22 protein-coding genes and 4 pseudogenes are annotated in these 23955 nt (G+C 70.3%); 13 read left to right on the top strand and 13 right to left on the bottom strand.

Annotation, left to right across the window (positions count from 1 at the left end; translation table 11 throughout):
* Positions 1-3: 3 nt before the first annotated feature.
* The 5 genes from JN350_RS15380 to JN350_RS15360 all read right to left on the bottom strand — a co-directional run bounded on the left by JN350_RS15380 (position 4) and on the right by JN350_RS15360 (position 3729).
* The gene (locus JN350_RS15380) at positions 4-561 is read right to left on the bottom strand and encodes a GNAT family N-acetyltransferase (RefSeq protein WP_205462733.1); all 558 of its coding nucleotides are present in this window, start codon (positions 559-561) and stop codon (positions 4-6) included.
* Between the two features lie 2 nt (positions 562-563).
* A complete protein-coding gene (trpS, locus tag JN350_RS15375) occupies positions 564-1574 on the bottom strand; it encodes a tryptophan--tRNA ligase (RefSeq protein ID WP_111084195.1) in 1011 nt (336 codons plus the stop codon).
* 42 nt (positions 1575-1616) lie between these two features.
* A complete protein-coding gene (locus JN350_RS15370) occupies positions 1617-2459 on the bottom strand; it encodes an exodeoxyribonuclease III (protein WP_205462732.1) in 843 nt (280 codons plus the stop codon).
* A 145-nt stretch (positions 2460-2604) separates the two neighbouring features.
* Positions 2605-2910, bottom strand: a complete 306-nt coding sequence (locus tag JN350_RS15365; RefSeq protein WP_461963157.1) for an HPr family phosphocarrier protein — start codon at positions 2908-2910, stop codon at positions 2605-2607.
* Between the two features lie 36 nt (positions 2911-2946).
* Complete coding sequence (locus JN350_RS15360; RefSeq protein ID WP_205462731.1) at positions 2947-3729, bottom strand: DeoR/GlpR family DNA-binding transcription regulator; 783 nt, start codon at positions 3727-3729, stop codon at positions 2947-2949.
* A 252-nt stretch (positions 3730-3981) separates the two neighbouring features.
* Between JN350_RS15360 and ptsP the strand changes: the two are divergent.
* The 4 genes and pseudogenes from ptsP (at position 3982) to JN350_RS15345 (ending at position 8921) form a co-directional block, all read left to right on the top strand.
* A pseudogene (gene ptsP, locus JN350_RS15355) lies at positions 3982-5637 on the top strand (phosphoenolpyruvate--protein phosphotransferase).
* A 62-nt stretch (positions 5638-5699) separates the two neighbouring features.
* On the top strand, positions 5700-7229 hold the full coding sequence (locus JN350_RS15350) for a PTS mannitol transporter subunit IICB (protein WP_240347356.1): 1530 nt from the start codon (positions 5700-5702) through the stop codon (positions 7227-7229).
* Between the two features lie 90 nt (positions 7230-7319).
* Entirely contained in the window at positions 7320-7757 is a 438-nt protein-coding gene (locus JN350_RS19745) for a PTS sugar transporter subunit IIA (RefSeq protein ID WP_123313772.1), read from the top strand.
* Positions 7754-8921, top strand: a pseudogene (locus JN350_RS15345) (mannitol-1-phosphate 5-dehydrogenase). The gene JN350_RS19745 and the pseudogene JN350_RS15345 overlap by 4 nt, the downstream one beginning before the upstream one ends.
* Positions 8922-8993: 72 nt before the next feature.
* Here the strand turns inward: JN350_RS15345 and JN350_RS15340 are convergent.
* Positions 8994-9953: a diacylglycerol/lipid kinase family protein gene (locus JN350_RS15340; protein ID WP_205462730.1), complete on the bottom strand. Its 960-nt coding sequence runs from the start codon at positions 9951-9953 to the stop codon at positions 8994-8996.
* 186 nt (positions 9954-10139) lie between these two features.
* On the opposite strand from JN350_RS15340, the gene JN350_RS15335 reads away from it, so the two are divergent.
* From JN350_RS15335 to JN350_RS15315, 6 genes and pseudogenes are all read left to right on the top strand, one after another.
* Entirely contained in the window at positions 10140-11408 is a 1269-nt protein-coding gene (locus JN350_RS15335; RefSeq protein WP_205462729.1) for an ice-binding family protein, read from the top strand.
* Between the two features lie 74 nt (positions 11409-11482).
* A pseudogene (locus JN350_RS21135) lies at positions 11483-11671 on the top strand (alcohol dehydrogenase catalytic domain-containing protein); the annotation flags it as partial.
* A gap of 206 nt (positions 11672-11877) precedes the next feature.
* Positions 11878-12414 carry a zinc-binding dehydrogenase gene (locus JN350_RS21130; RefSeq protein ID WP_461963153.1) on the top strand — a complete coding sequence of 179 codons (537 nt, stop codon included), beginning with the start codon at positions 11878-11880 and terminating at the stop codon, positions 12412-12414.
* A 256-nt stretch (positions 12415-12670) separates the two neighbouring features.
* On the top strand, positions 12671-13036 hold the full coding sequence (locus tag JN350_RS15325) for a DUF805 domain-containing protein (protein ID WP_205462728.1): 366 nt from the start codon (positions 12671-12673) through the stop codon (positions 13034-13036).
* Positions 13037-13106: 70 nt separating this feature from the next.
* Positions 13107-13685, top strand: coding sequence for a DUF805 domain-containing protein (locus JN350_RS15320; protein ID WP_205462727.1), 579 nt, complete (start codon positions 13107-13109; stop codon positions 13683-13685).
* A complete protein-coding gene (locus JN350_RS15315) occupies positions 13682-14434 on the top strand; it encodes a DUF805 domain-containing protein (RefSeq protein ID WP_205462726.1) in 753 nt (250 codons plus the stop codon). The genes JN350_RS15320 and JN350_RS15315 overlap by 4 nt, the downstream gene beginning before the upstream one ends.
* A 70-nt stretch (positions 14435-14504) precedes the next feature.
* On the opposite strand, the gene JN350_RS15310 is transcribed toward JN350_RS15315, so the two are convergent.
* The 7 genes and pseudogenes from JN350_RS15310 to JN350_RS21120 form a co-directional block, all read right to left on the bottom strand.
* Positions 14505-15149, bottom strand: a complete 645-nt coding sequence (locus tag JN350_RS15310; RefSeq protein ID WP_111086631.1) for a TNT domain-containing protein — start codon at positions 15147-15149, stop codon at positions 14505-14507.
* Positions 15150-15201: 52 nt separating this feature from the next.
* Positions 15202-15972, bottom strand: coding sequence for a succinate dehydrogenase iron-sulfur subunit (locus JN350_RS15305; RefSeq protein ID WP_111086630.1), 771 nt, complete (start codon positions 15970-15972; stop codon positions 15202-15204).
* Between the two features lies 1 nt (position 15973).
* Positions 15974-17767 (bottom strand): succinate dehydrogenase flavoprotein subunit, encoded by a 1794-nt coding sequence (gene sdhA, locus JN350_RS15300; RefSeq protein ID WP_111086629.1) that lies wholly within the window; start codon positions 17765-17767, stop codon positions 15974-15976.
* 49 nt (positions 17768-17816) lie between these two features.
* Positions 17817-18263, bottom strand: coding sequence for a succinate dehydrogenase, hydrophobic membrane anchor protein (gene sdhD, locus JN350_RS15295; protein WP_111086628.1), 447 nt, complete (start codon positions 18261-18263; stop codon positions 17817-17819).
* Between the two features lie 11 nt (positions 18264-18274).
* Positions 18275-18724, bottom strand: a complete 450-nt coding sequence (gene sdhC / locus JN350_RS15290) for a succinate dehydrogenase, cytochrome b556 subunit (protein WP_123313763.1) — start codon at positions 18722-18724, stop codon at positions 18275-18277.
* A 78-nt stretch (positions 18725-18802) separates the two neighbouring features.
* Complete coding sequence (locus JN350_RS21125; RefSeq protein ID WP_461964469.1) at positions 18803-19510, bottom strand: glycosyltransferase; 708 nt, start codon at positions 19508-19510, stop codon at positions 18803-18805.
* Positions 19511-19759 (bottom strand): annotated as a pseudogene (locus JN350_RS21120) (glycosyltransferase); the annotation flags it as partial.
* Positions 19760-20223: 464 nt separating this feature from the next.
* On the opposite strand from JN350_RS21120, the gene JN350_RS15280 reads away from it, so the two are divergent.
* From JN350_RS15280 to JN350_RS15270, 3 genes are all read left to right on the top strand, one after another.
* Positions 20224-21339 carry a mannose-1-phosphate guanylyltransferase gene (locus JN350_RS15280; RefSeq protein WP_205462725.1) on the top strand — a complete coding sequence of 372 codons (1116 nt, stop codon included), beginning with the start codon at positions 20224-20226 and terminating at the stop codon, positions 21337-21339.
* 240 nt (positions 21340-21579) lie between these two features.
* Entirely contained in the window at positions 21580-23391 is a 1812-nt protein-coding gene (locus tag JN350_RS15275; protein WP_205462724.1) for an alpha/beta hydrolase, read from the top strand.
* Complete coding sequence (locus JN350_RS15270) at positions 23388-23900, top strand: hypothetical protein (protein WP_205462723.1); 513 nt, start codon at positions 23388-23390, stop codon at positions 23898-23900. The genes JN350_RS15275 and JN350_RS15270 overlap by 4 nt, the downstream gene beginning before the upstream one ends.
* The last annotated feature ends 55 nt before the right edge of the window (positions 23901-23955 follow it).

Here is a 23955-nt window from a genome sequence, read left to right as displayed (position 1 = left end):
GCGTCACGGAGCGTCGGGCCACGCCAGGTCCGATGCGGGCGCGCCGTCGGCACGGCGCAGGGCGGTCCAAGCGGTCGTCGGGCCGCCGTCGCGTCCGGGGATCCGGGCGGGCCCGACGCCGGTGAACGAGAACCCGGCGTTGCGGGCGACCGCGGCCGACGCTGTGTTCCCCTCGTAGCACTCCCAGTAGACGTCCGGAGCCCCGTCGGCGACGGCCCAGTCGACGACGAGCTCGACCGCATCGCGCATCAAGCCGGCGCCGCGGGCCGAGGGCGCCAGCCAGAACCCCAGGTCGCGGCCGGCCGTGCGGTACCCGATGATCCCCTCGAGCCAGGAGGACCCACTGCGACGGATCGCCCAGGTGTACTCGCGGTCCGACGCCCAGCCAGGACCGACCAGGGCGTCGACGAAGGTCCGTGCGTCCTGTTCGCGGTACGGCGTGGGGATCGTCGTCCAGCGGACGATGTCCGGGTCCTGGCAGGCGTCGGTGATCGCCGCGGTGTCCGCCCGGGTCGGGACGTCGAGTCGGACCCGGGCGGACTCCAGCGTGACCGGCAGCACGGTCAGCCGCGCGAGCGCGGGACGAACCCGATCCGGTCGTACACGCGCGCCAGGGTCTCCTGGGCGATGGACTCGGCACGGTCCGCGCCGACGGCGAGCAGCCGGTCGAGTTCCGCTGGGTCGTCGAGCAGCTCGAGCGTGCGGGTGCGGACCGGCTCGAGCTCGGCGACGACGGCGTCGGCGACCGCGCCCTTGAGGTCCCCGTAGCCCTTGCCCGCGAACGATGCCTCGAGTTCGGCGACGGGGGTCCGGCTGAAGGCGGACAGGATCGCGAGCAGGTTCGTCACACCCGGCTTCGCCTGCCGGTCGGAGCGGATCTCGCGCTCGTCGTCGGTGACGGCCGACTTGATCTTCTTCGCGGTGCGCTTCGGGTCGTCGAGCAGCCGGATCAGGCCGCTGTCGGACGCCGCAGACTTGCTCATCTTGCTCGTCGGGTCCTGCAGGTCGTAGATGCGCGCCGTCTCGGTGCCGATGCGGGCCTCGGGCACGACGAACGTGTCGCCGAACCGCGAGTTGAAGCGTCCGGCGAGGTCGCGGGTGAGCTCGACGTGCTGGCGCTGGTCGTCTCCGACCGGCACGACCTTGGTGTCGTACAGCAGGATGTCGGCGGCCATCAGGACCGGGTACGTGAAGAGCCCGACCGACGCGGCCTCGGACCCCTGCCGCGCCGACTTGTCCTTGAACTGGGTCATCCGGCTCGCCTCACCGAACCCGGTGAGGGTGTTGAGCACCCAGGCGAGCTCGGCGTGGGCTGGCACGTGCGACTGCACGAACAGCGTCGACTTCGTCGGATCGATGCCCGACGCGATGTACTGCGCGGCCGTCGCCCGGGTGCTCGCGCGGAGCTCGGCCGGGTCCTGCGGCGAGGTGATCGCGTGCATGTCGACGACGCAGTAGATGGCGTCGAAGTCGTCCTGCAGGTCGCGCCACTGCATGAGCGCCCCGACGTAGTTGCCGAGGTGCAGCGAGCCGGCGGACGGCTGGATGCCCGAGAAGATGCGGGTCTTGGTCATGGTGGTGTTCCTGTGGGTCAGGTGGAGCGCAAGGAGTGGGGATCAGAGTTCGTAGTCGACGACCACGGGAGCGTGGTCGGACCATCGCTGGTCGTACGCCGCGGCGCGGTCGACCGTGTACTCCGTGACCTTCGCCGCGAGGCCCGGCGTGGCCATCTGGTAGTCGATGCGCCAGCCGGTGTCGTTGTCGAACGCCTGACCGCGCCAGGACCACCACGTGTACGGCCCTTCGACGTCGCCGGCCTGCGCACGCCCGACGTCCACCCAGCCGAGCCCCTGCCCCGTCGAGCCGTCGGCGCCCTCGACCGGTTCGCCGTCGGCACCGAAGAAGCGCGAGAAGTAGGCACGCTCGCGCGGCAGGAAGCCCGCTCGCTTGACGTTGCCCTTCCAGTTCTTGATGTCGCGCTGGTCGTGCCCGACGTTGAGGTCACCGACGACGACGGCGAGCGGGTTGTGCGCGCGGAGGGCGGGCAGCCGCTCGGTCATGGCGTCGAGGAACTTCCACTTCTCGTCCTGCTTGGGGGTGTCGACCTCGCCCGAGTGGACGTAGGTGGACACGACCGTGACCGTGGTGCCGCCGATCTCGTAGTCGGCCTCGAGCCACCGGCCGGCGGAGTCGAACTCGTCCGGTCCGAGGGCGACGCGGTGGATCTGGGCGGAGTGTCGCGAGGCGATCGCGACGCCGGCCCGGCCCTTGGCGGTCGCCGGGTCGTGCACGATGTCCCACTCGTCTCCGAGCAGACCGGCCAGGTCCTCGCTCGACGCACGGACTTCCTGCAGGGCGAGCACGTCGACGTCGCGGGTGGCGAGCCAGTCGCCCATGCCCTTGCGGAAGGCGGCGCGGACGCCGTTCACGTTGACGGATGCGAGGCGCAGGCGTGTCATGCCGACCACCTTATCGGCGGGCGCCGACAGCCTGCGGACCGCACCGGACGGGGCTCGTCGAGCACGGCAGTACGGGCCGCCGCATGACGGACGGGAGGCACGGTGCCAGCTGGCACCGTGCCTCCCGTCCGTCGGATCCGCGCGATCAGGCCGCGTCGTGGTCCGTCTGCAGGAACTCGACCAGGCTGTCGGCGGTGGTCTCGGCGTCGTCGCCGGTCACGGTGAGGCTGACCTCGTCGCCGTTCTCGATGCCCAGGCCGAGCAGGGCGAGGATGCTGCCGGCGTTGCCGGACTTGTCGCCCTTGGCGATCGTTACCTGGTGGCCGGAGGCCGTCACGGTCTGGACGAAGAGGGACGCGGGGCGCGCGTGCAGGCCGGACGCGCTGGCGACGGTCACGGTGCGGGTGGCTTCGGACATCGATGTACTCCTGTCGATGGGTGGTGCGCTCATGCTAGCGAGCGCCGGATGGGCGGGTCGGGCGAGCGGTCAGGGTCGACCGGGCCAGAACACCTCGGTGCCGGCGGCCTCGACCTCGCGAACCAGGTCGAGGTTGACGGCGGGGTCGGTGATGATCGTGTCGATGGCGGCGAGGGGTGCGACGCGGCCGAACTCCTCACGGCCGAACTTGGTGTGGTCGGCGAGCAGGATGCTCCGGCGGGCGGACTTGATCATCGCCGACTTCACGGCGGCCTCGGCCATGTTGTGGGTCGTCAGGCCGCGCTCCGGCGTGATCCCGTTGATGCTCACGAAGGCGACGTCGACGCTCACCATGCCGATGAGCTGGTGTGTCCACGTTCCGACGCCGGCCAGGGAGTCGCTGCGGATGTTGCCGCCGAGCAGGTGCAGGTCGATGCCCGGGCGGTTCGCGACGGCCATCGCGACGGCCATCGCGACGGGGAGCGAGTGCGTGACGACGGTGAGTCCGCGGTCGGTCGGCAGCATCTCGGCGAGGCAGATGGTGGAGGTGCCGGCGTCGATCATGACCGAGCCGTTCTCCGGCAGCTCCTCGAGCGCGGCCTCGGCGATGACCATCTTCTCGGCCTGGTTGATGCCGCCGCGGTCGCCGACGCCGGGGTGGATCGTGATCCGCTCGACCGGGATCGCGCCGCCGTGGGCGCGTCGGACCAACCCGCGGCGCTCCAGGCTCGTCAGGTCGCGGCGGATGGTCTCTGGAGTGACCTCGAGCAGCTCGGCGAGGTCCTTGACGTCGACCCGCCCCTGCGCGCGCGCCTGCTCGACGATGCGCTGGTGGCGTTCTGGTGCGTACATCGGACCTCGTCGTCTCCTGGTCGGAACGGAACGGACATGACCGGGCACGAACCTGACGGAACCGAGCCGAAGCGGCTGGCCGCCAGACGCAAACGGGCATCTGTTTCTGCATTTTTATCCCCGGATGTGTTTGTTTGTCAACGCGGATCGGGGTAGTGTGCTGCTCAGCCGCACCGGCGAGGTCCCGTCTCAGCCGTGCGCGCACCGAACGAACACCCCACCGCAAGCGCGTGTGAGATGAAGGAGTCTCGAATGTCCGAACTGCTCGGCACCGGCGTCGGTCGTGGCGTCGCCCACGGCCCCGTGCTCCGCATGGCGGACCCGCTCGGCGAACCGTCGAAGGACGCCCTGACCGGTTCGGCGGACGACGCGAAGCAGGCCGTGCACGACGCACTGGCCGTGGTGGCCGAGGACCTCAACAAGCGCGGACAGCTCGCCGGCGGCGACGCCCAGGCCGTGCTCGAGGCGCAGGCGCTCATGGCGCAGGACCCGACCCTGCTCGACGACGTGCACACGCGCATCGACGGCGGCACCAACGCCGAGCGCGCCGTGTACGAGGCGTTCGCCCAGTTCCGCGACCTGCTCGTCGGCATGGGCGGCTACATGGGGAGCGCGCAGCCGACCTCGACGACGTCGCCCAGCGCATCATCGCGAAGCTCCGCGGCGTGCACGCCCCCGGTGTCCCCGAGTCGGACACCCCGTTCGTCCTCGTCGCCCGTGACCTCGCTCCGGCCGACACCGCTCTGCTGGACCTCGACAAGGTCCTCGCGCTGGTCACCCGCGACGGCGGACCGACCTCGCACACCGCGATCCTCGCCCGCGCCAAGGGCATCACCGCGATCGTCGGCGTCACCGGTGCCGACGACCTGGTCGACGGTCAGTCGATCGTCGTCGACGCCGTCGCCGGCACGGTCGTCACCGAGCCGTCCGAGTCGCTCGTGGCCGAGGTCGAGCAGCGCATCTCCGACCGGCTCGCCGCGGCCGCAGCACCGCTCACCGCCGGTGCCCTGGCCGACGGTCACGTCGTGCCCCTGCTCGCGAACCTCGGCAGCCCCGCCGACGCCGCGGGTGCCGTTGCTCTCGGTGCGGAGGGCGTGGGGCTCTTCCGCACCGAGTTCCTCTTCCTCGACTCGCCGAAGGCGCCGACCGTCGACGAGCAGACCGAGTCCTACCGTCAGCTCCTCGCTGCGTTCCCGGGCAAGAAGGTCGTCGTCCGTGCGCTCGACGCCGGCGCCGACAAGCCGCTGCCGTTCCTCACCGACAAGGACGAGGAGAACCCGGCGCTCGGTCGTCGCGGACTCCGTGCGCTGCGGAACCACCCCGAGGTGCTGCGCGACCAGCTCGTCGCACTGGCCCAGGCGGACGCCGCGACCGAGGCCGACCTCTGGGTGATGGCCCCGATGGTCGCCGACGCCGAGGAGACCGAGTACTTCGTCACCCTGGCCCGCGAGGCTCGGCATCCGCACCGCCGGCGTCATGGCCGAGGTGCCGTCGCTCGCACTGATGGCCGAACAGGTGTTCCAGAACGCGGACTTCGTGTCGATCGGCACGAACGACCTGACCCAGTACACGATGGCCGCCGACCGCATGCTCGGCACCGTCGCGTCGTACCAGGACCCGTGGCACCCCGCCGTCCTGCGCCTCGTCGCGCAGCTCGGTGCGGCCGGTGCCGACGCGGGCAAGCCCGTCGGCATCTGCGGTGAGGCCGCCGCCGACCCGCTGCTCGCCGTCGTGCTCGTCGGCCTCGGCGCCACCACCCTCTCCATGACCCCCGCGGCCCTGGCCGACGTGCGCGCCGAACTCGGTCAGCACACGCTCGAACAGGCCCGCGAGATGGCCCAGGCGGCACTCGCCGCGTCCACGGCGGCGGCCGCGAAGTCCGCCGCAGCGGCCGCGCACGCCGTCTGATCCACCCAGCACCACCACCCCTTCACACCGCAGCAGTCCCACCACACAGAAAGTCACCGCACATGACAACGTCGTCCGTTGCAGCGCCCGACGCACCCGCGAAGTCGCGGGGCGGCGCACGCGTCGCCGTTCAGAAGTTCGGCACGTTCCTCTCCGGCATGGTCATGCCCAACATCGCGATCTTCATCGCGTGGGGCATCATCACGGCCTTCTTCATCCCGGACGGCTGGACGCCGGTCGCCGCGCTCGGTGGATCCCGTGACGGCAGCGTCGTCGGTGTCGTCGGCCCGATCCTGACCTACCTCATCCCGCTCGCGATCGCGATCCAGGGTGGCCGGATGGTCTACGAGACCCGCGGTGCCGTCGTCGGGTCGATCTTCTCGATGGGCGTCATCCTCGGGTCCGACTCGACGATGATCCTCGGTGCGATGATCTGCGGGCCGCTCGGTGCGTACATCATCAAGCAGCTGGACCGTCTGTGGGACGGCAAGATCAAGCCGGGCTTCGAGATGCTGGTCAACAACTACGCCGCCGGCATCCTCGGGTTCGGGTTGTTCCTGGCCGGGTTCTTCTGGCTGTCGAAGGTCTTCACCGGGATCGCGACCGCACTCGGTGCAGCTGTCGAGTTCTTGATCAACCACTCCCTGCTCCCGCTCGCGAGCGTGTTCATCGAGCCGGCGAAGGTGTTCTTCCTCAACAACGCGATCAACCACGGCGTGCTCGACCAGCTCGGCGTGGACCAGGTCAAGGAGTCGGGCAAGTCGATCCTGTTCCTGCTCGAGGCGAACCCCGGCCCCGGCCTCGGCCTGCTGCTGGCGTTCACCATCTTCGGTGTCGGCATCGCCCGTTCGACCGCCCCCGGCGCGATCATCATCCAGTTCTTCGGCGGCATCCACGAGATCTACTTCCCGTACGTGCTGCAGAAGCCGGTCATGTTCATCGCGGTCATCCTCGGTGGCGGCACGGGCGTGCTGACGAACGTCATCTTCAACTCCGGCCTGACGGCACCTGCGTCCCCCGGATCGATCTTCGCGGTGTTCCTGAACACGCCGCGGGACAGTTTCCTCGGCGTCACCCTGTCGGTCGTCCTGTCCGCGGCAGTCACGTTCGCGGTCGCGTCGTTCTTCCTCCTCGCCACCCGCAAGCGTGACCGCGAGATGGGCAACGACGGGGACATGAGCGCCGCGATGGCGAAGCTCCAGGCGAACAAGGGCCGCGACGTCAACTCGGCCACCGCGGGTCTGCTCGGCGGCAACGCCCCGGCCAGCACCGAAGAGGCCGCCGCGTCGGGCACCACCGCCACTGCGACGAGGGTCCAGAACCTGGTCTTCGCCTGCGACGCCGGTATGGGCTCGAGTGCGATGGGCGCCAGCGTCCTGCGCAACAAGATCAAGAAGGCGGGCATCGAGGGGGTCACGGTCTCCAACAAGGCGATCGCGAACCTCTCCGGTGACGAGGACCTGATCATCACGCAGGAAGAGCTGACGGACCGCGCCAAGCAGAAGAACCCGAACGCGCAGCACGTGTCGGTCGGCAACTTCATGAACGCGCCGCAGTACGACCAGGTCGTCGAGCAGCTCAAGAACCAGTAACGCCACCACCAGTAACGAAGTGCAGTATCGGAGGGGACGGGGACACCCCCGTCCCCTCCGACACGACCTCGAACACCAAGGAGAACCACGATGCCCGTCCTGCAGGAGAGCCAGATCCGGATCCACACCGAGGACACCGCGCCGACCAAGTCGGAGGCGATGAAGGAAGCGGCCGAGATCCTCGAGGCTGCGGGCGCGGTCACCTCGGACTACTACCCGGCGATGCTTGAGCGTGAGAAGAGCGTGTCCACCTACATGGGCAACTTCCTCGCCATCCCGCACGGCACGAACGACGCGAAGGACGCCATCAAGTCCTCTGCGCTGTCGTTCATCCGCTACGCCAGCCCGATCGACTGGGACGGCAACCCCGTGCGTTTCGTCGTCGGCATCGCCGGCGTGAACAACGAGCACCTCGACATCCTGTCCAAGATCGCGATCGTGTTCTCCGACGAGGACGAGGTCCAGAAGCTCACCGACGCGGCCGACACCAGCGCGATCCTGTCGATCCTCGGCGAGGTCAACGAGTGAGCACCACCGACCGGGGCACCGCCGTCCACTTCGGTGCCGGCAACATCGGCCGCGGCTTCGTCGGCCTGCTCCTGCACGAAGCGGGCTACGAGGTCGTCTTCGCCGACGTCGCCGCGCCGCTCATCGACGCCCTCGCCGCCGCCGACTCGTACACCGTGCACGAGGTCGGCACCGGCGCCGAGGACCACGAGGTCACGAACTTCCGCGCCCTGAACAGCGCGCAGGACGAGGACGGCGTCGTCGCCGAGATCGCCGCTGCCGCGATCGTCACCTGCGCGGTGGGCCCGAACGTCCTGAAGTTCATCGCCCCGGTGATCGCGCGAGCGCTCCAGCAGCGCGACGCGGACGCTGCGCCCATCGCCGTGATGGCGTGCGAGAACGCCCTGAACGCCACGGACCGTCTGCGCGAGTTCGTCGTCGACGCGCTCCCGGCCGAGGGCCGTGACGCGGCGCTCGCGAAGGCCGTGTTCGCGAACACCGCCGTCGACCGCATCGTGCCGGCCCAGCCCGACGGCGCCGGCCTCGACGTCACCGTCGAGACCTACTTCGAGTGGGCCATCGACCGCACGCCGTTCGGTGGGGACGAGCCGGAGATCCCCGGCGCGCACTACGTCGACGGCCTCGCTGCCTCGATCGAGCGGAAGCTCTTCACGGTGAACACCGGGCACGCCACCGTCGCGTACCACGGCTTCGTCGCCGGGGCCGACAAGATCTCCGACGCCATCGCGATCCCCGCCGTGCGCTCCGAGGCTCGAGTCCGTCCTCGCAGAGACGAGCGACCTGCTCGTCCGTCGCCACGAACTGGACCCCGAGGTGCACCGCGCCTACGTCCAGGCGATCATCGCCCGGTTCGAGAACCCCCACCTGCCCGACACGGTGACACGCGTCGGCCGGCAGCCGCTCCGCAAGCTGTCGCGCGACGAGCGCTTCGTCTCGCCCGCCGCGGCGCTGGCCGAGGACGGCACCGAGCCGACCGCGCTGCTCGACGCGATGGGCGCGGCGCTCCGCTTCGACGTCGCCGACGACGAGCAGAGCGTCGAGCTGCAGGCGCTCCTGGCCTCGGACGCGTCCGATGCCGACGTGGTGACGCAGATCACCGGCCTCGCCGCGGAGCACCCGCTGCACGCGGCGTTCGCGGACCGGGTGCGTACCGCGCGCGGCTGACGCTCTCGACACGGCCCAGTGATGACGGGAGGCCCGGTGCCAGCTGGCACCGGGCCTCCCGTCATCACGTGGTCACCGCGACGGCCCCACCCGGATGGTGAGTCCGCCGTGGTCCACCGCCAGCCGCACCGCGACCACGGTTCCGAACGGGTCGCCGTCGAGCTGGACCTGCTCGGGCTGGTCCAGCTCGAGGTCGAGGACCCGTGCGCTCGTGTACCGCAGCGTCCGGGTGTCCGGGATGAGCCACGACAGGAACCGGCCGAACCCGGTCCGGTGGAAGAAGCGGTTCAGCGACAGGCCGTAGCCGACGCCGGCCCAGCCGACCGTCCGACCGGGGCGGAACGCGACCGCGTCGAGCACCCCGTCGTCCGGCTTCGCGGCGGGCAGTAGCAGGACGCCGGCGGTCAGGGTGCCGCAGTTCCCGACGATGACGGTGTGCGCCCGCATCGTCCGGGTGTCACCGTCGTCGAGTCGGTACCGCAGGTCGATCTGCCGGTTGCCGATCACGGACCGCATGATCGGGTCGGAGTACGCGAGCCAGCCGAACCGCCTCTTGAGCCGTGCGTTGGTGTTGGCCGCCATGTTCGCGTCGAGGCCGATGCCCGCCATCACCAGGAAGGCGTGGCGCGTCGTCGTGCCCTGCGGGTCGGTGAGCTCGGCGAACGCGAGGTCGACCGGCCGATCGGTCCCGCTGAAGGCGGCTCGGACCGAGCCGGCGACGTCGTTCAGCGGGATGCGCAGGTTCCGGGCGTACAGGTTCCCGGTGCCGACAGGGAGCACGGCCAGTGGCACGCCGGAGCCGTGCAGCACCTCGGCCGCGACCCGCAGCGTGCCGTCGCCGCCCACGACGAGGACGACGTCCGGCGCGGTGGCGAGCGCATCGAGCGCGGCGGCGCGGCCGTCGTCGGACGCCGCGGTCTCGAACCACGTCGTGGGACCCCAGCCGTTCCGCTCCTCCTCGGCCGTGACGGTGTTGCGGAGGACCCGCAGGTCGACCTTGACGGGATTGACGACGATCGCGGCGCGCGGCATGAGAGGACGATACCGAACGGCCGTCGTCGACCAGGACGGACCGGTTCTGTCCGGTATCGGCTGATCCGGGTGAACCTGGGAGTCAGGACCCCGGAACACATGCGATGCGGACACGCTCGGGACACGGTGAACGCCGGGTGTCTCCGACGCTCTTTCGGCACTTCGCCATCACAGGCAGGGGCCGTCGTGGCCAGAACCCTCATCCTCCGTCCGCTCATCGTCGCCAGCACCGGGATCGCGCTCGCCGCGGCGCTCGCCCTCGGCGCCTCCTCGGCCGCGTCCGCCGCCACCATCATCGACGGCCCCGTCGGTCTCGGCACCGCCGCGAGCTACGGCGTCCTCGGCGCGCAGACCGTGACGAACACCGGGCCGACCGTGGTCAACGGTGACCTCGGCGTCTCCCCCGGTACCTCGATCACCGGCTTCGGCGGCACCGGCAACGGGACCGTGAACGGCACCGTCCACCAGACCGACGCCGCGGCCGCGCAGGCCCAGTCGGACACCACGACCGCGTACAACGTGGCGGCTTCGCTGACGCCGACGCAGACCGGGCTCCAGGAGCTCAACGGGCTCAGCCTCAGCCCGGGCGTCTACAACGGTGACACGCTGCAGCTCGCGAACACCGGCCAGCTGACCCTGGCCGGCAGCGCGGACTCGGTCTGGGTGTTCCAGGCCGCGTCGACCCTGACGATCGGGTCCGGCACCAGGATCGTCATCACCGGTGGCGCCAGTTCGTGCAACGTGTTCTGGCAGGTCGGCAGCTCCGCGACCATCGGCAGTGCCGCACAGTTCCAGGGCACCGTCCTCGCCGACCAGTCCGTGACCGCTACGACGGGTGCGACGGTCGTCGGCCGACTGCTCGCCCGGAACGCAGCGGTGACGCTCGACGACAACACCATCACCCGGCCGACGAACTGCCCGGCTGCCGGAACGCCGTCCGAGAGCGTCGCACCGACGATCACCTCGGGTACCCCGACCGACGCGACCGCCGGCACGCCGTACTCGTTCCCCGTCACCGCGACCGGCAACCCGGCACCCACGTACTCCGACGGCGGAACCCTGCCGCCCGGACTCACGATCAACCCGGACACGGGCGTCATCTCCGGCACGCCGACCACGCCCGGCACCACGACGGTGACGATCACGGTCGACAACGGCACCGCACCGCCGGACACCGAGACCTACGTCGTGACCGTCCGCGCGCCGGCGCCCACCGCGACGCCGACGCCGACCGCTTCGGCCCCGGTGCCCACCGGTCCCGCCTCGACGGCTCCCGCGGTCCCGGTGGTCGGCGGCGACAACGGTGGCGGCACGACCGAACTGGCCTTCACCGGCAGCGATCCGACGATCCCGCTCACCGCGGCCGGCGTGATGCTGCTCGGCGGCATCGCCGTGATGGTGCTCCGTGCACGAACCTCCCGTACACGACGTCGACTCCCGTTGGAGGACCACTGACGGGTGAGAGAGCCGGCGCCGTCAGTCATTCGGGTACTGACGGCGTCGGCGGATCGGGGCGTAGCGTCGGCCGCATGACGAAGCACTGGGTGGCACCGCGGTTCGGCGGCAGCGAAGTCCTCGAGTTCGTGGACACCGAGGTCGCCGCACCCGGACCCGGCGAGGTCACCATCGCGGTCCGCGCCGCCGGCATGAACCCCGCCGACACGAAGCACACGCGGCAGGGTGATCCGGCCGACCTGCCGGTACCCGTCGGCTACGAGGTCGCCGGCGTGCTCACCGCGGTCGGACCGGACACCACCATCGCGTCCGGCGGGGAGCGGTCGGCGACGAGGTCCTGGCGTTCCGGGTCGCCGGCGGTTGGACGTCGTCCCTCACCGTCCCGGCAGCGGACGTCTTCGCGAAGCCCGTCGGGCTCGGCTTCCCCGAGGCGGCGAACCTGTTGCTCGCGGGTACCACCGCCGCGGACATGCTGCGCGTCACCCGTGCCGCGGGACGCGACACCGTGCTGGTGCACGGCGCCTCTGGAGCCGTCGGCGTCAGCCTGCTGCAGCAGCTCCGCCTGCTCGGCGCGCGCGTCATCGGCACCGCCTCCGAGCACGGTGCGGCCGTCGTGCGACGCTTCGGTGGCGAGTGGGTCGCGTACGGCGACGGCCTGGAGGCACGGGTCCGGTCGCTCGCACCCTCCGGCATCGACGTGGCGCTGGACTGCGTGGGCACCGACGAGGCCGTCGACGTCTCGCTCGCGGTGGTCGCGGATCGCGACCGGATCGTCACGATCGCCGCGCAGGCGCGTGCCGCCGAGGCGGGGTTCGCCGCCGTCGGTGGGGCGCAGCCAGCGAGCAAGGCGTTCCGCGACTCGGTCCGGCAGCGACTGATCGACCTGGCCGGGGCCGGACAGCTCGAGGTCCCGGTGGCGCGGACGTTCCCGCTCGCCGAGGCGAAGGCGGCCGCGGAGTTGCTGGAGTCCGGGCACCCCGGCGGCAAGCTGGCACTGCTGCCCTGAGCTGGTCGGAGCGCTGTCGGAGCGCTGTTGCTGTGCTGTCCTCCGCTGGGGGACGCGTCCGGTCGCTGCCGCTGCCAGACTCGACGGTGATCGCAGTCGTCCCCGGAAGGAACGAACCAGTGAGTGACCAGTACCCGCCGCACAACCCGTACGGCCAGCAGCCCGGACCGTACGGCCAGCAGCCCGGACCGTACGGCCAGCAGCCGACCGGTCAGCGCCAGCCCCGCTGTGGGCACCCTGGTACGGGATCCCGTTCGTGCAGGCGTTCCCGCGGTTCTGGAAGAAGTACGTCCGGTTCGACGGCCGCGCGAGCCAGTCGGAGTTCTGGTTCTGGGCACTCTGGTACGTCATCGGCTCGGCGGCCACCGGCATCGTCGGCGGGTTCTTCGACGTGCTGCCGTTCTTCGACGACGCGTCGAACGGGTTGAGTGGGTTGTGGGCCCTGGCCTGCGCCCTCGGTTTCATCGCGCTGACGGTGCGACGACTGCACGACGTGAACCTGAGCGGGTACTTCGCCTTCCTCTTCATCATCCCGCCACTCGGCGTCCTGTTCTCGCTGATCGTCGGTCTGATGGGCTCGAACCCGCAGGGGCAGCGGTACGACGAACCCCACCGTGGGTGACGAGCGGCGGCCTCGCGACGGTTCTGGTTGACTCGGACCCGACTACCAGCCAACGATCGAGGGGGACACCGTGAGTGACCAGTACCCGCAGAACCCGTCCGGCCAGCAGCCGGGCGGCCAGCCGAACCCGTACAACGGAACGCCGCAGTACGGCCAGCAGCCGGCGACCGGACCGAACGGCGAGCCGCCGATCTGGGCCCCCTGGTACGGGATCTCCTTCGGCAAGGCCGTCGGACGCTTCTTCAAGAAGTACGCGACCTTCAGCGGACGTGCGAGCCGCAGTGAGTTCTGGTGGTGGTACCTGGCGAACGTGATCGTCGGCATCGTGCTCGGCATCCTGTACGGCATCGGTTTCGCCACCTCGGAGCGCTCGACGGTGTCGATGTCGACGGACACCTCGGCGAGCGTGCAGTCGACGGTGACCAGCCCGTCTGCGCTCTTCGTGGTCGCCGGCATCCTCGCGCTGCTCTGGGGTCTCGCGATCATCATCCCGACGCTCGCCCTCGGCTGGCGACGCCTGCACGACGCCAACCTGCCCGGTGCCCTGTGGATCATCGCGATCTTCGTCGGCATCGTCGGCATCGTGTTCGGCCTGCTGCCCTCGAACCCGCAGGGAGAGCGCTACGACCGACCCACCGGCGCTCGATGAGCAACGACACACCGCAGTGGGGCCAGCCCGGCGGCGACCAGCCGTCGGGGCAACCTGATGCTGGGCAGCAGCAGCCGGGGTACGGGCAGCAGCCCGGTCCGTACGGGCAGCAGCCCGGGTACGGCCAGCAGCCCGGGTACGGGCAGCAGCCCGGGTACGGGCAGCAGCCCGGGTACGGCCAGCAGCCCGGGTACGGGCAGCAGCCCGGGTACGGCCAGCAGCCCGGGTACGGCCAGCAGTACGCCGACCCGTACCCGCAGGCCGGTCCGCCGATCCCGGTCGGGCCCGACGGAGCGCCGCCGCTGTGGGCACCCTTCTACGGTGCAGGGTTCCTCGACGCCTTCACGCGCTTCTTCAAGAAGTACGCCAGGTTCGACGGGCGCGCCAGCCGCAGTGAGTACTGGTACTGGATCCTGGCGAACGCGATCGTGACCCTCGTTCTGTACGGCGGGTTCATCGCCGGCATCATCTCGTGGAGCGCCTCGACGTCCACCACCGACGAGTACGGCTACACGCACAGCGAGGGCTCGCCCCCGGCCTGGATCTTCATCCTGCTCGTCCTGTACGGCCTCTGGTGGCTCGCGACCCTCATCCCGAACATCGCACTGGGGTGGCGCCGCGTGCACGACGCGAACCTCGCCGGTCCGCTCTGGCTCATCGGGATGTTCGTCGGCATCGCCGCGATCGTGTTCGGCTGCCTGCCGCCGAACCCGGCCGGTGCGCAGTACGACCGTCCCGACCAGGCGTAACGCCGCACAACGGCGATCGGCCCGCACTGCGCGAATGCGCGGTGCGGGCCGATCTGCGTCGTGCGAGGTGTCAGACCACGCGGAGTCGAGCCAGCGCACCGTCGACGACGAGGTCGCGCACGGTGACCGTGGGGTCGGCGATCTGGAAGCGGAGCGCGCCGCCCGGCTGCTCGAACCACGGCTGCACGAAGCGGACGTTCACCATGAACGGGCGCTCGACCAGGTAGCGGTGGGTCTCCGGGACACCGGCGACGTGCGGCGGCAGCGACCGGCTCGGCAGCGGGGTGTCGAGCGGGTGCAGCAGGTAGCCGTCCGGACCACCGATGCGGTCGACGGGGACGCCCGCGGGGATCTGGATGGTCAGCCCCTGTTCGCCGGCCTGTGACACCTGCTGCGCCAGCTGCGGGTACGTCGACGCCGCACGGTCACGGAGCCCGTCGAGCTCGTGCCGGGCGATGTCGCGCGGAGCCGGGAACGGCCGGTTCAGGAACCGACGGAGCATCTCGACCGCGTCCTCCTCGCCGCGCGCGGTGGCGAGGCGACGGGCCGTGCCGTAGTCGACGACCTCGAGCGCGAACTCGTCGGACGCCTCGGCCGGGACCACGCGGAGCGCGCCCTCGACCGGCGGCTCGTGCAGGGTCTCTCCGGGGAGCTGCACGTAGCGGATCGTGTAGCCGAGCTGGTCGAGGATGGGGCGGGTGGCCGCGAACGTCATGGAGCGGAGCCTATCGGTGGAGTCGATGTCGAGTCTTGGACGACCCCGAGTGTCAGGCGCGGCCCCGCATGACGGCCTGCTTGACCTCGGAGATCGCCTTCGTCACCTGGATGCCACGGGGGCAGGCGTCGGTGCAGTTGAAGGTGGTGCGACAGCGCCAGACGCCCTCCTTGTCGTTGAGGATGTCGAGGCGGACCTCGGCGGCGTCGTCACGCGAGTCGAAGATGAAGCGGTGCGCGTTCACGATCGCGGCCGGGCCGAAGTACTGCCCGTCGGTCCAGAACACCGGGCACGACGAGGTGCACGCGGCGCAGAGGATGCACTTCGTGGTGTCGTCGAAGCGTGCGCGGTCGGCCACCGATTGGATGCGCTCCTTGCCCGGGGTGGGCGCCGACTTCGGCTGCAGGAACGGCTGGACCTCGCGGAAGGACTTGAAGAAGGGCTCCATGTCGACGACGAGGTCCTTCTCGAGCGGCAGACCCTTGATCGCCTCGACGTAGATCGGCTTGGAGACGTCGAGGTCCTTGATCAGGGTCTTGCACGCCAGCCGGTTCCGCCCGTTGATGCGCATCGCGTCCGAGCCGCAGACACCGTGGGCGCACGAGCGTCGGAACGTCAGGGAGCCGTCCTGGTCCCACTTGATCTTGTGCAGGGCGTCGAGGATGCGGTCGGTCGGCAGCATCATGACGTCGAAGTCCTGCCAGCGCGGCTCGTCGTCGACGTCCGGGTCGAAGCGCCGGATGATGAGCGTGACGGAGAAGGACCCGGGAGGCGCGTCGGTGGTGTCGGTCCGGGGTGCGTCGGAGACCAGGGTGTCGGTCATCTCAGTACTTCCTCTCCATCGGCTGGTACCGGGTCACGACGACCGGCTTCCAGTCCAGCGTGATGTGGTCGTCGGCGAGTGACGAGTGCGGGTCGCCCGTCAGGTACGCCATCGTGTGCTGCATGTAGTTCTCGTCGTCGCGCTTCGGGTAGTCGTCGCGCATGTGGCCGCCGCGGCTCTCCTTGCGGTTGCGGGCCGAGTAGACGACCACCTCGGCCAGGTCGAGCAGGAACCCGAGCTCCACGGCCTCGAGCAGGTCGGTGTTGAACCGCTTGCCCTTGTCCTGCACCGAGACCTGCATGAAGCGGTTCCGGAGCGTGTGGATGGTCTCGGTGACGCGGGCGAGGGACTCGTCGGTGCGGAACACCTGGGCGTTCTTGTCCATCTCGTCCTGCAACTCCTTGCGCAGGACGGCGATGCGCTCGGTGCCGGTCGAGGCGCGCAGCTGGTCGAGCATCGCCCGGACGCCGGCCGCGGGGTCCTCGGGCAGCGGGAGGAACTCGGCGGTCTTGACCCACTCGGCGGCGTTGTTGCCCGAGCGCTTGCCGAACACGTTGATGTCGAGGAGCGAGTTCGTGCCGAGACGGTTCGAGCCGTGCACCGAGACGCACGCGCACTCGCCGGCGGCGTAGAGGCCGGGGACGACGGTGGTGTTGTCGTAGAGCACCTGTGCGTCGGTGTTCGTCGGGATGCCACCCATCGCGTAGTGCGCGGTCGGCATGACCGGCACCGGCTCGACGACGGGGTCGACGCCGAGGTAGGTGCGGGCGAACTCCGTGATGTCCGGGAGCTTGGTCTCGAGGACCTCGGCACCGAGGTGCGTGCAGTCGAGCAGGACGTAGTCCTTGTTCGGGCCGGCACCGCGGCCCTCGGCGACCTCTTGCACCATGCACCGGGCGACGATGTCGCGCGGGGCGAGGTCCTTGATGGTGGGGGCGTAGCGCTCCATGAAGCGTTCCCCGGAGGCGTTGCGCAGGATCGCACCCTCGCCACGAGCACCCTCGGTCAGCAGGATGCCGAGGCCGGCGAGGCCGGTCGGGTGGAACTGGAAGAACTCCATGTCCTCGAGCGGCAGGCCCGTGCGCCACACGATGCCGACGCCGTCGCCGGTCAGGGTGTGCGCGTTCGACGTGGTCTTGTACATCTTGCCGAAGCCGCCGGTCGCGAAGATCATCGCCTTGGCGTGGAAGACGTGCAGCTCACCCGTGGCGAGCTCGAACGCGACGACGCCGGCCGGCTGCTTGCGCGTGACGCCGTCCTCGCCCACGACGTCGACCATGATGAGGTCGAGCGCGTAGAACTCGTTGTAGAACTCGACGCCGAGCTTGACGCAGTTCTGGAACAGCGTCTGCAGGATCATGTGGCCGGTGCGGTCGGCCGCGTAGCAGGCTCGGCGGACCGGCGACTTGCCGTGATCGCGGGTGTGGCCGCCGAAGCGACGCTGGTCGATCTTGCCCTCGGGCGTGCGGTTGAACGGCAGGCCCATGTTCTCGAGGTCGATGACGGCGTCGATGGCCTCCTTCGCCAGGATCTCGGCGGCGTCCTGGTCGACCAGGTAGTCGCCGCCCTTGATCGTGTCGAAGGTGTGCCACTCCCACGAGTCCTCTTCGACGTTCGCGAGGGCCGCGGCCATCCCGCCCTGCGCCGCACCGGTGTGCGAGCGGGTCGGGTAGAGCTTCGAGATGACGGCCGTCTTCGCCTTCGGGCCGGCCTCGATCGCGGCACGCATGCCCGCGCCTCCTGCGCCGATGATGACGATGTCGAACTGGTGGTGGTGCACGGTGGTCTCGGTCACAGGGGTCTTTCCGTAGACGGTGGGAAGGCGGTCGGCAGCGGGGATGGTGCTACTGCGCCGGGCAGAAGGAGGGCAGGTCCGCGGCGGCTGCGCCGGCGGGGCACGGGTCGAACGTCCAGCAGACGAGCAGGCCGAGAACGATCAGCACGACGCACGCGATGAGGATCGCGGCGAGGAGCGTCTTCCGGATGCCCGGCTTCGACACGTAGTCGTTGACGATCGTGCGCATGCCGTTCGAGCCGTGGATCAGCGCGAGGACGAGCATGAGGGAGTCCCACACCTGCCAGAACGGGTTGGCCCACTTGCCTGCGACGAAGGCGAAGTCGATCTGCTTGACGCCCTCGCCCGCCACCATGTTGACGAAGAGGTGGCCGAAGATCAGCACGACGAGCAGGACGCCCGAGCCGCGCATGTAGATCCAGCCCCACTTCTCCCAGTTGGTGGAGCGGCGGGCGGCCGAGGCGGAACGGGGAGGTTCGACGATCTGCGTGGTCATCAGGTGCCCCTCTAGTTGAAGTCCGCGAAGAGGTTCATGAGCTGGCGGGGCAGGAAGCCCGCGATCGCGATCGCCCACAGGACGATGACGACCCAGAACATGGCCCGCTGGTACTTCGGTCCCTTGGACCAGAAGTCGACGAGGATGATCCGGAGCCCGTTGAACGCGTGGAACACGATGGCCATCACCAGGGCGATCTCGCCGAGGTTCATGATCGGGGTCTTGTACGTGCCGATGACCGCGTTGTACGCCTCGGGTGAGAGGCGCACCAGTGCCGTGTCGAGGATGTGCACGAGCAGGAAGAAGTAGATCGCGACACCGGTGATCCGGTGCAGGACCCACGACCACATGCCGGTCGATCCGCGGTACAGCGTGCCCTCGAGTTTCCGAGAGGCGCGGGGCGCCTCGATCGTGACGTCGGGGACGGCGGTCGCCGTACCGCCGCCGGTGGGCTCAGCCATGAGCTCGTCCTTCCATAGGACGGGCTCGCCCGATCGGCGAGCCCTTGCCGTTCGTGTTCGTGTGGAACACGACCCATCCTATGCGCGGGTGCTGACCTTCTCGTCCCGACCGGCCCGCAGGCCCCGACCCACGGGCGGCGCGCCGATGTTCCTGGCCGTGTCGTGGTGCGCGAGGAGCTGGTCGCCGACGGCCTCCCACGTGGTGCCCTCGACCCGGAGACGGCCCGCCGATCCCATCCGTTCCGCGAGTGCACGGTCGTGGTGGAGCCGCAGGACCGCCTGTCGCAGGGCCTGCGGTGCGTCGGTGTCGTAGAGCTCGCCGTCGAGTCCGGGAGCGACGAGGTCGAGCGGACCACCCGACGCCGGTGCGATCACCGGGAGCCCCGAGGCGTGCGCTTCCTGGAGGGTCTGCCCGAAGGTCTCGGCCGGACCGGTGTGCACGAAGAGGTCGAGCGAGGCGTACGCGTCGGCGAGGGCGTCGCCGCGGAGCGGTCCGGTGAAGGTGACGTCGAGGTGCCGTAGTCGTCGCTCGAGCAGCGCCCGGGACGGCCCGCCGCCGGCGACGACGACGCGGATGCCGGGGATCCCGCCGAGCTCGGCGAGCCGTTCGACCTCCTTCTCCGGGGCCAGCCGCCCGACGTAGCCGACGATCGTCTCGCCGTGCGGTGCGATCCGGCGTCGGAGCGCCCGGACGTGGGCGGACTCCCGCCGGGCCGGGTGGAAGAGCTGGGTGTCGACCCCGCGTCCCCAGCGTGCGACGCGGGGGACCCCGTCCTCGGCGAGCATCGCGGCCGTGGCGCTCGACGGCGCGAGCGTCAGCGAGGCGCCGGCGTGGATGCGGCCGAGGATCCTGCGGACCAACGGGACGGTCGCCGTCAAGCCGTTGCGGCGGGCGAAACCGGCCACGTCGGTCTGGAAGACTGCGACGGAGGGGATGCCGAGCCTCCCGGCTGCCGTGATCGCGCGCCCACCCAACAGGAACGGACTCGCGGCGTGGAGCACGTCGGCGCCGGAGGCGGCGAGGATCGTGTCGAGGACGGGGTGGGGAGCGCGACCGGGAACTGCCGGTACGCGACGGCGGGGATCCGGTGCACGTCGAAGGAGCGGTAGCGCTCGACAGCGCTGCGCGACCGGAACTGCGCGAGCCCCGGGGTGTCCGGTGCGATCACGACCGCGCGGTGACCACGTCGTTCCAGGTGGTCGAGGACCGCCAGGACGCTGGTGGTCACGCCGTTGAGGGTGGGCAGGAAGCTCTCGGTCACGACGGCGACGGTCCGGGGGACGTGCCGCGCTCCACGCTGCGTGCGCTCATGGTGTCGCCCATGCTCCGGGCGCCACGTGACCCCGCGGGGCCGACGACGTGAACGGGGCGGAGGTGCCGGGTGAACAACGCGACGCCGTCGCCGCGCGCACGCCGACGATGCCCTGCGGGAGCCCGCATGCGGGAATCGTGCGGAGACCACCCAGGATCCGCGCGGCAGGACCGGTACGGTGAGCGCGTGGCTGACGCTCTCGAAGACTTCTACGCGATCATCCCCGCAGGGGGCATCGGATCGCGCCTGTGGCCGCTGTCGCGCGCGGACGCACCCAAGTTCCTGCACGACCTGACGGGCTCCGGTGCCTCGCTGCTCCGGCAGACCTGGGACCGGCTCGCCCCGCTGGCGGGCGACCAGCGGATCATGGTCGTGACCGGACGGGCGCACCGCGTCGCCGTCGAGTCGCAACTGCCGGGGGTCGAGGACCACAACGTGGTGCTCGAGAGCGAGCCGAAGGACTCCACGGCGGCCATCGGCCTCGCCGCAGCGATCCTCGTGCGCCGCGAACCCGACGTCGTCATCGGCTCCTTCGCCGCCGACCACGTCATCGGCGACGCCCGCGGCTTCCGCCGTTCCGTGCGCGAGGCCGTCGCCGTCGCCCGTGCCGGGTACATCACGACCATCGGCATCACGCCGACCGAGCCCGCTATCGGCTTCGGGTACATCCACGCGCATGGCGACACCCTGGACATCGAGGGCGCACCGACCGCGCACGCCGTCCGGTCGTTCGTCGAGAAGCCCGATCTGGACACCGCACGCTCGTACGTCGAACAGGGCACGTACCTGTGGAACGCGGGCATGTTCATCGCCCGCGCCGACGTCCTGCTCGAGGAGATCGGCCGGAACAACCCGACGCTGCTCGCCGGCATCGACGAACTCGCGGACGCCTGGGACACCTCGGCCCGCGGCGCGGTCGTCGACGCGGTGTGGCCCACGCTCGAGAAGATCGCGATCGACTACACCGTCGCCGAGCCCGCTGCTGCTGCCGGACGCATGGCCGTCGTCCCCGGCGACTTCGACTGGGACGACGTCGGCGACTTCGCCTCGCTCGCCAAGCTGCAGTCCGGTGGTCGACCGAACAACCTCGCCGTCCTCGGCGACGGTGCGCGCATCCTGGCCGACTCGTCGAGCGGCATCGTGATCTCGCACAGCCAGCGGCTCATATCGCTCATCGGGGTCGAGGACATCGTCGTCGTGGACACCCCCGACGCGCTCCTCGTGACCACCAGCGCGAACGCGCAGCGGGTCAAGGGTGTCGTGGATGCGCTCAAGATCAGCGGCCGCGGCGACGTCCTCTGACGACGTCGCACCGGGCTGCCGTCCGGTGATGTGTCAGGTGTAGGGTCGCTGGGGAGCGACACGGGGAGGACGCAAGGCGATGGCGGACATCGAGTTCGACCCGGGGGCGCGACGGCACTGGCAACGGCGGTACGGGCAGCAGCAGCGACCCTGCGCGGGCAGGGCGGGAGCCGTTCGGGAGCGGCGGAGTCGGCACTGGCGGACTTCGCAGGCTCGTACGCCGACCGGTTCCGCGACGCCGTGGTCATCGAAGCCGAGGACCGGGGCAAGCTCGTCGGAGTCCTGACCGACCTCGCGTCCGGCGTCGACCGAGCCGTCCAACGCGCCGAGCAGGAGCGCGAGCGCGTCCGTGCGCACGCCGCGTGGAAGGCTCGAGAGTCCGAGCGTCAGCGGAATGCGGATGCGCTCGCCGGACCGTTCTCCGGCGCGGCGGTCGATCTCTGGGGGACGCTGGTCGACCGGGAACCCTCGAACGAGCCGCTCACCCGACCGACCGTCGACGCCGAGTTCCGCGGCCGCGAACGTGCGCGGTACGGAGCCGGGGCGAGCCGGGGCAAGAGCTCCGCCGACCCGATGGCGTTGCGTACGTTCGTCTCGACGGTGGCCGGCCTGGACGCCGCGGCCTCGGCCGAGGCGGCGCGGGTGCGTTCGGCCTGGTCGTCGTTCCGGTCCTCGTGCGCATGGGTGCAGGTCGACCGCGGCAGCATGCCGGCTGGGTTCGACCGGTACGTCGCGGAGAACGACGAGGACCGGTCCTGGATCGCCAAGACCGCCCAGGCGATCGAGGACGCAGGCGGCGGCGCGCTCGCCGACGCTGTGCTCGACATCGCTGCCATGGGACAGGCAGCCCCCGCCGTCCAGGGGTTGCTCGCGGCGGGCCTGACGCCGGCGCAGGTCGCTGCGAGGTGGGCGGCGCTCGGCCTGACGAAGGTCGACGCCGATGCCCTTCGCGCGCTGCCGACGTCGGTGCTGTCCGAGCTCGGCAACCTGGAGGGCATCCCGTACTGGGCTCGGAGCACGGCAAACGTCGTGGTCTTGAACCAGCGCTTGGGCGACGTCGAGCTCGAGATCGAGAGTCTCCTGGCGTCGGTGGCGTCCACGGGCGACGAGGGTGCCGCACGGGCGGCGGCACAGCGGACCGCGGCGCTGAAGACCGAGCTGAAGTCCCTGCGCAACATCAACGCGACGATGGCGAAGAAGGGGGCGGACGGTGAGCGTTACCTCGTCGCTCACCGACGACCAGCCCCGCTGGCGGCCGTTTCGATCGGTGACCTCGACACGGCTGACTCCGTGACGTGGGCCGTTCCGGGGATGAACACGACGACCGCGGACATGAGTTCGTGGACGATGGCGGCGCAGAACATCTACGACGAACAGGGGCGTGGTGCAAACCCGCCTGATCGCGCGGTGATCTCGTGGATCGGGTACGAGACGCCTGATGCGACGTCGGTTCTCGGGATGGCGAAGGCTGAGGCGGGCGGAAAACGCCTCGCCGCGTCGATCGGAGGGTTGGAAGCAGTCCGCGGTGGCGCCATGCCCACCACCAACGTCGTCGCGCACTCGTACGGCACCACCACCGCTGCAGTCGCGCTGTCGTCCACAGCTGCGCACGTGGATCGGTTCGTCTCCCTGGGTTCCGCGGGGCTGCCGAACGCTGTTGATTCCGCGGGGAAACTGCATGCTGAACACGTGTACGTGGGGCAGGCGCGGAACGTGCTCCCCGACGAGGCCGGGCAGGGTGACCAACTGGCTGGTCTCGGTCGCACCGCGCCCGGGCACCATGTGGACCCCGCTACGACAGTGTTCGGTGCAACGACGTTCGGCACGGACACCAATCCGGCTGATTCGCCGGAGCGGCGGCCGGTCCTGAACCACGACCCCCTCACCAGTGACGGGGCTGGGTACCTGGACGCGGATACGGAGTCGATCTACAACGTCGGCCGGGTCACCACCGGGAACGACGGCGACGCCACCCCGTTCCGTCCGAAGCCGCCGACCGCCCGGGACAAAGATCTGCTCGATCGCCTCGACCCCTTGATCGGAGAACGATGATCGCCAACCGTTGGACCACGCTTCGCCGTACCGTCGCGGGTTCGCTCGCGCTGGCGGCGGTTTCCGCGATCCTGGCGGGTTGCGCCCTGCACGAGCCGGACGCGGAAGACTCACGACGAACGGAGGCACAAGTGGACGCTGAGACCGCGAAGCGACAGATGGTGGAAGCGGTCGACGACGCGACAGAGCGCCTCGGCGGCGATTGGAGATCGCGCACCGGGCCGGACTACGCGGAGGACTGCGTCCTCGCGGACGGCGAGGCGGGCGCGCAGTGGCGCTACCTCACGGGGAGCACGCTGGCCGGGCGGCCCCAGGCCGACGCCGCTCAGATGACCGAGCACTGGGAAGCGCAGGGGATGAAGGTCACCCGGCGTGATTCAAGTGACGGGCCCGCGATCTTCGGCGACGGCGCCGGCAAGGTGTCCTCGATCAGCGTGTACGCCTACTCGGGGAACTACACCGTCCAGGCCGTCTCGCTGTGCTTCCCGGGTGACGCCGACGAGCTCTGACCTCCAGCGTTCGGTCGGTCCGGCGACGTCCTGTAGCGCTCCACCGACAAACCCC

The sequence above is a fragment of the Curtobacterium sp. 24E2 genome (genome assembly GCF_016925595.1).
Classification (GTDB): domain Bacteria; phylum Actinomycetota; class Actinomycetes; order Actinomycetales; family Microbacteriaceae; genus Curtobacterium.
This window is presented reverse-complemented; position numbering and strand designations above follow the sequence as displayed.

Bases quoted from the DNA above. Each gene is read 5' to 3' on its own strand.
- trpS (WP_111084195.1), bottom strand. From the start codon at position 1,574: ATGACCAAGACCCGCATCTTCTCGGGCATCCAGCCGTCCGCCGGCTCG.
- JN350_RS15370 (WP_205462732.1), bottom strand. From the start codon at position 2,459: ATGACACGCCTGCGCCTCGCATCCGTCAACGTGAACGGCGTCCGCGCC.
- JN350_RS15365 (WP_461963157.1), bottom strand. From the start codon at position 2,910: ATGAGCGCACCACCCATCGACAGGAGTACATCGATGTCCGAAGCCACC.
- JN350_RS15360 (WP_205462731.1), bottom strand. From the start codon at position 3,729: ATGTACGCACCAGAACGCCACCAGCGCATCGTCGAGCAGGCGCGCGCG.
- JN350_RS15350 (WP_240347356.1), top strand. From the start codon at position 5,700: ATGACAACGTCGTCCGTTGCAGCGCCCGACGCACCCGCGAAGTCGCGG.
- JN350_RS19745 (WP_123313772.1), top strand. From the start codon at position 7,320: ATGCCCGTCCTGCAGGAGAGCCAGATCCGGATCCACACCGAGGACACC.
- JN350_RS15340 (WP_205462730.1), bottom strand. From the start codon at position 9,953: ATGCCGCGCGCCGCGATCGTCGTCAATCCCGTCAAGGTCGACCTGCGG.
- JN350_RS21130 (WP_461963153.1), top strand. From the start codon at position 11,878: ATGCTGCGCGTCACCCGTGCCGCGGGACGCGACACCGTGCTGGTGCAC.
- JN350_RS15315 (WP_205462726.1), top strand. From the start codon at position 13,682: ATGAGCAACGACACACCGCAGTGGGGCCAGCCCGGCGGCGACCAGCCG.
- JN350_RS15310 (WP_111086631.1), bottom strand. From the start codon at position 15,149: ATGACGTTCGCGGCCACCCGCCCCATCCTCGACCAGCTCGGCTACACG.
- JN350_RS15305 (WP_111086630.1), bottom strand. From the start codon at position 15,972: ATGACCGACACCCTGGTCTCCGACGCACCCCGGACCGACACCACCGAC.
- sdhD (WP_111086628.1), bottom strand. From the start codon at position 18,263: ATGACCACGCAGATCGTCGAACCTCCCCGTTCCGCCTCGGCCGCCCGC.
- sdhC (WP_123313763.1), bottom strand. From the start codon at position 18,724: ATGGCTGAGCCCACCGGCGGCGGTACGGCGACCGCCGTCCCCGACGTC.
- JN350_RS21125 (WP_461964469.1), bottom strand. From the start codon at position 19,510: ATGCTCGCCGAGGACGGGGTCCCCCGCGTCGCACGCTGGGGACGCGGG.
- JN350_RS15270 (WP_205462723.1), top strand. From the start codon at position 23,388: ATGATCGCCAACCGTTGGACCACGCTTCGCCGTACCGTCGCGGGTTCG.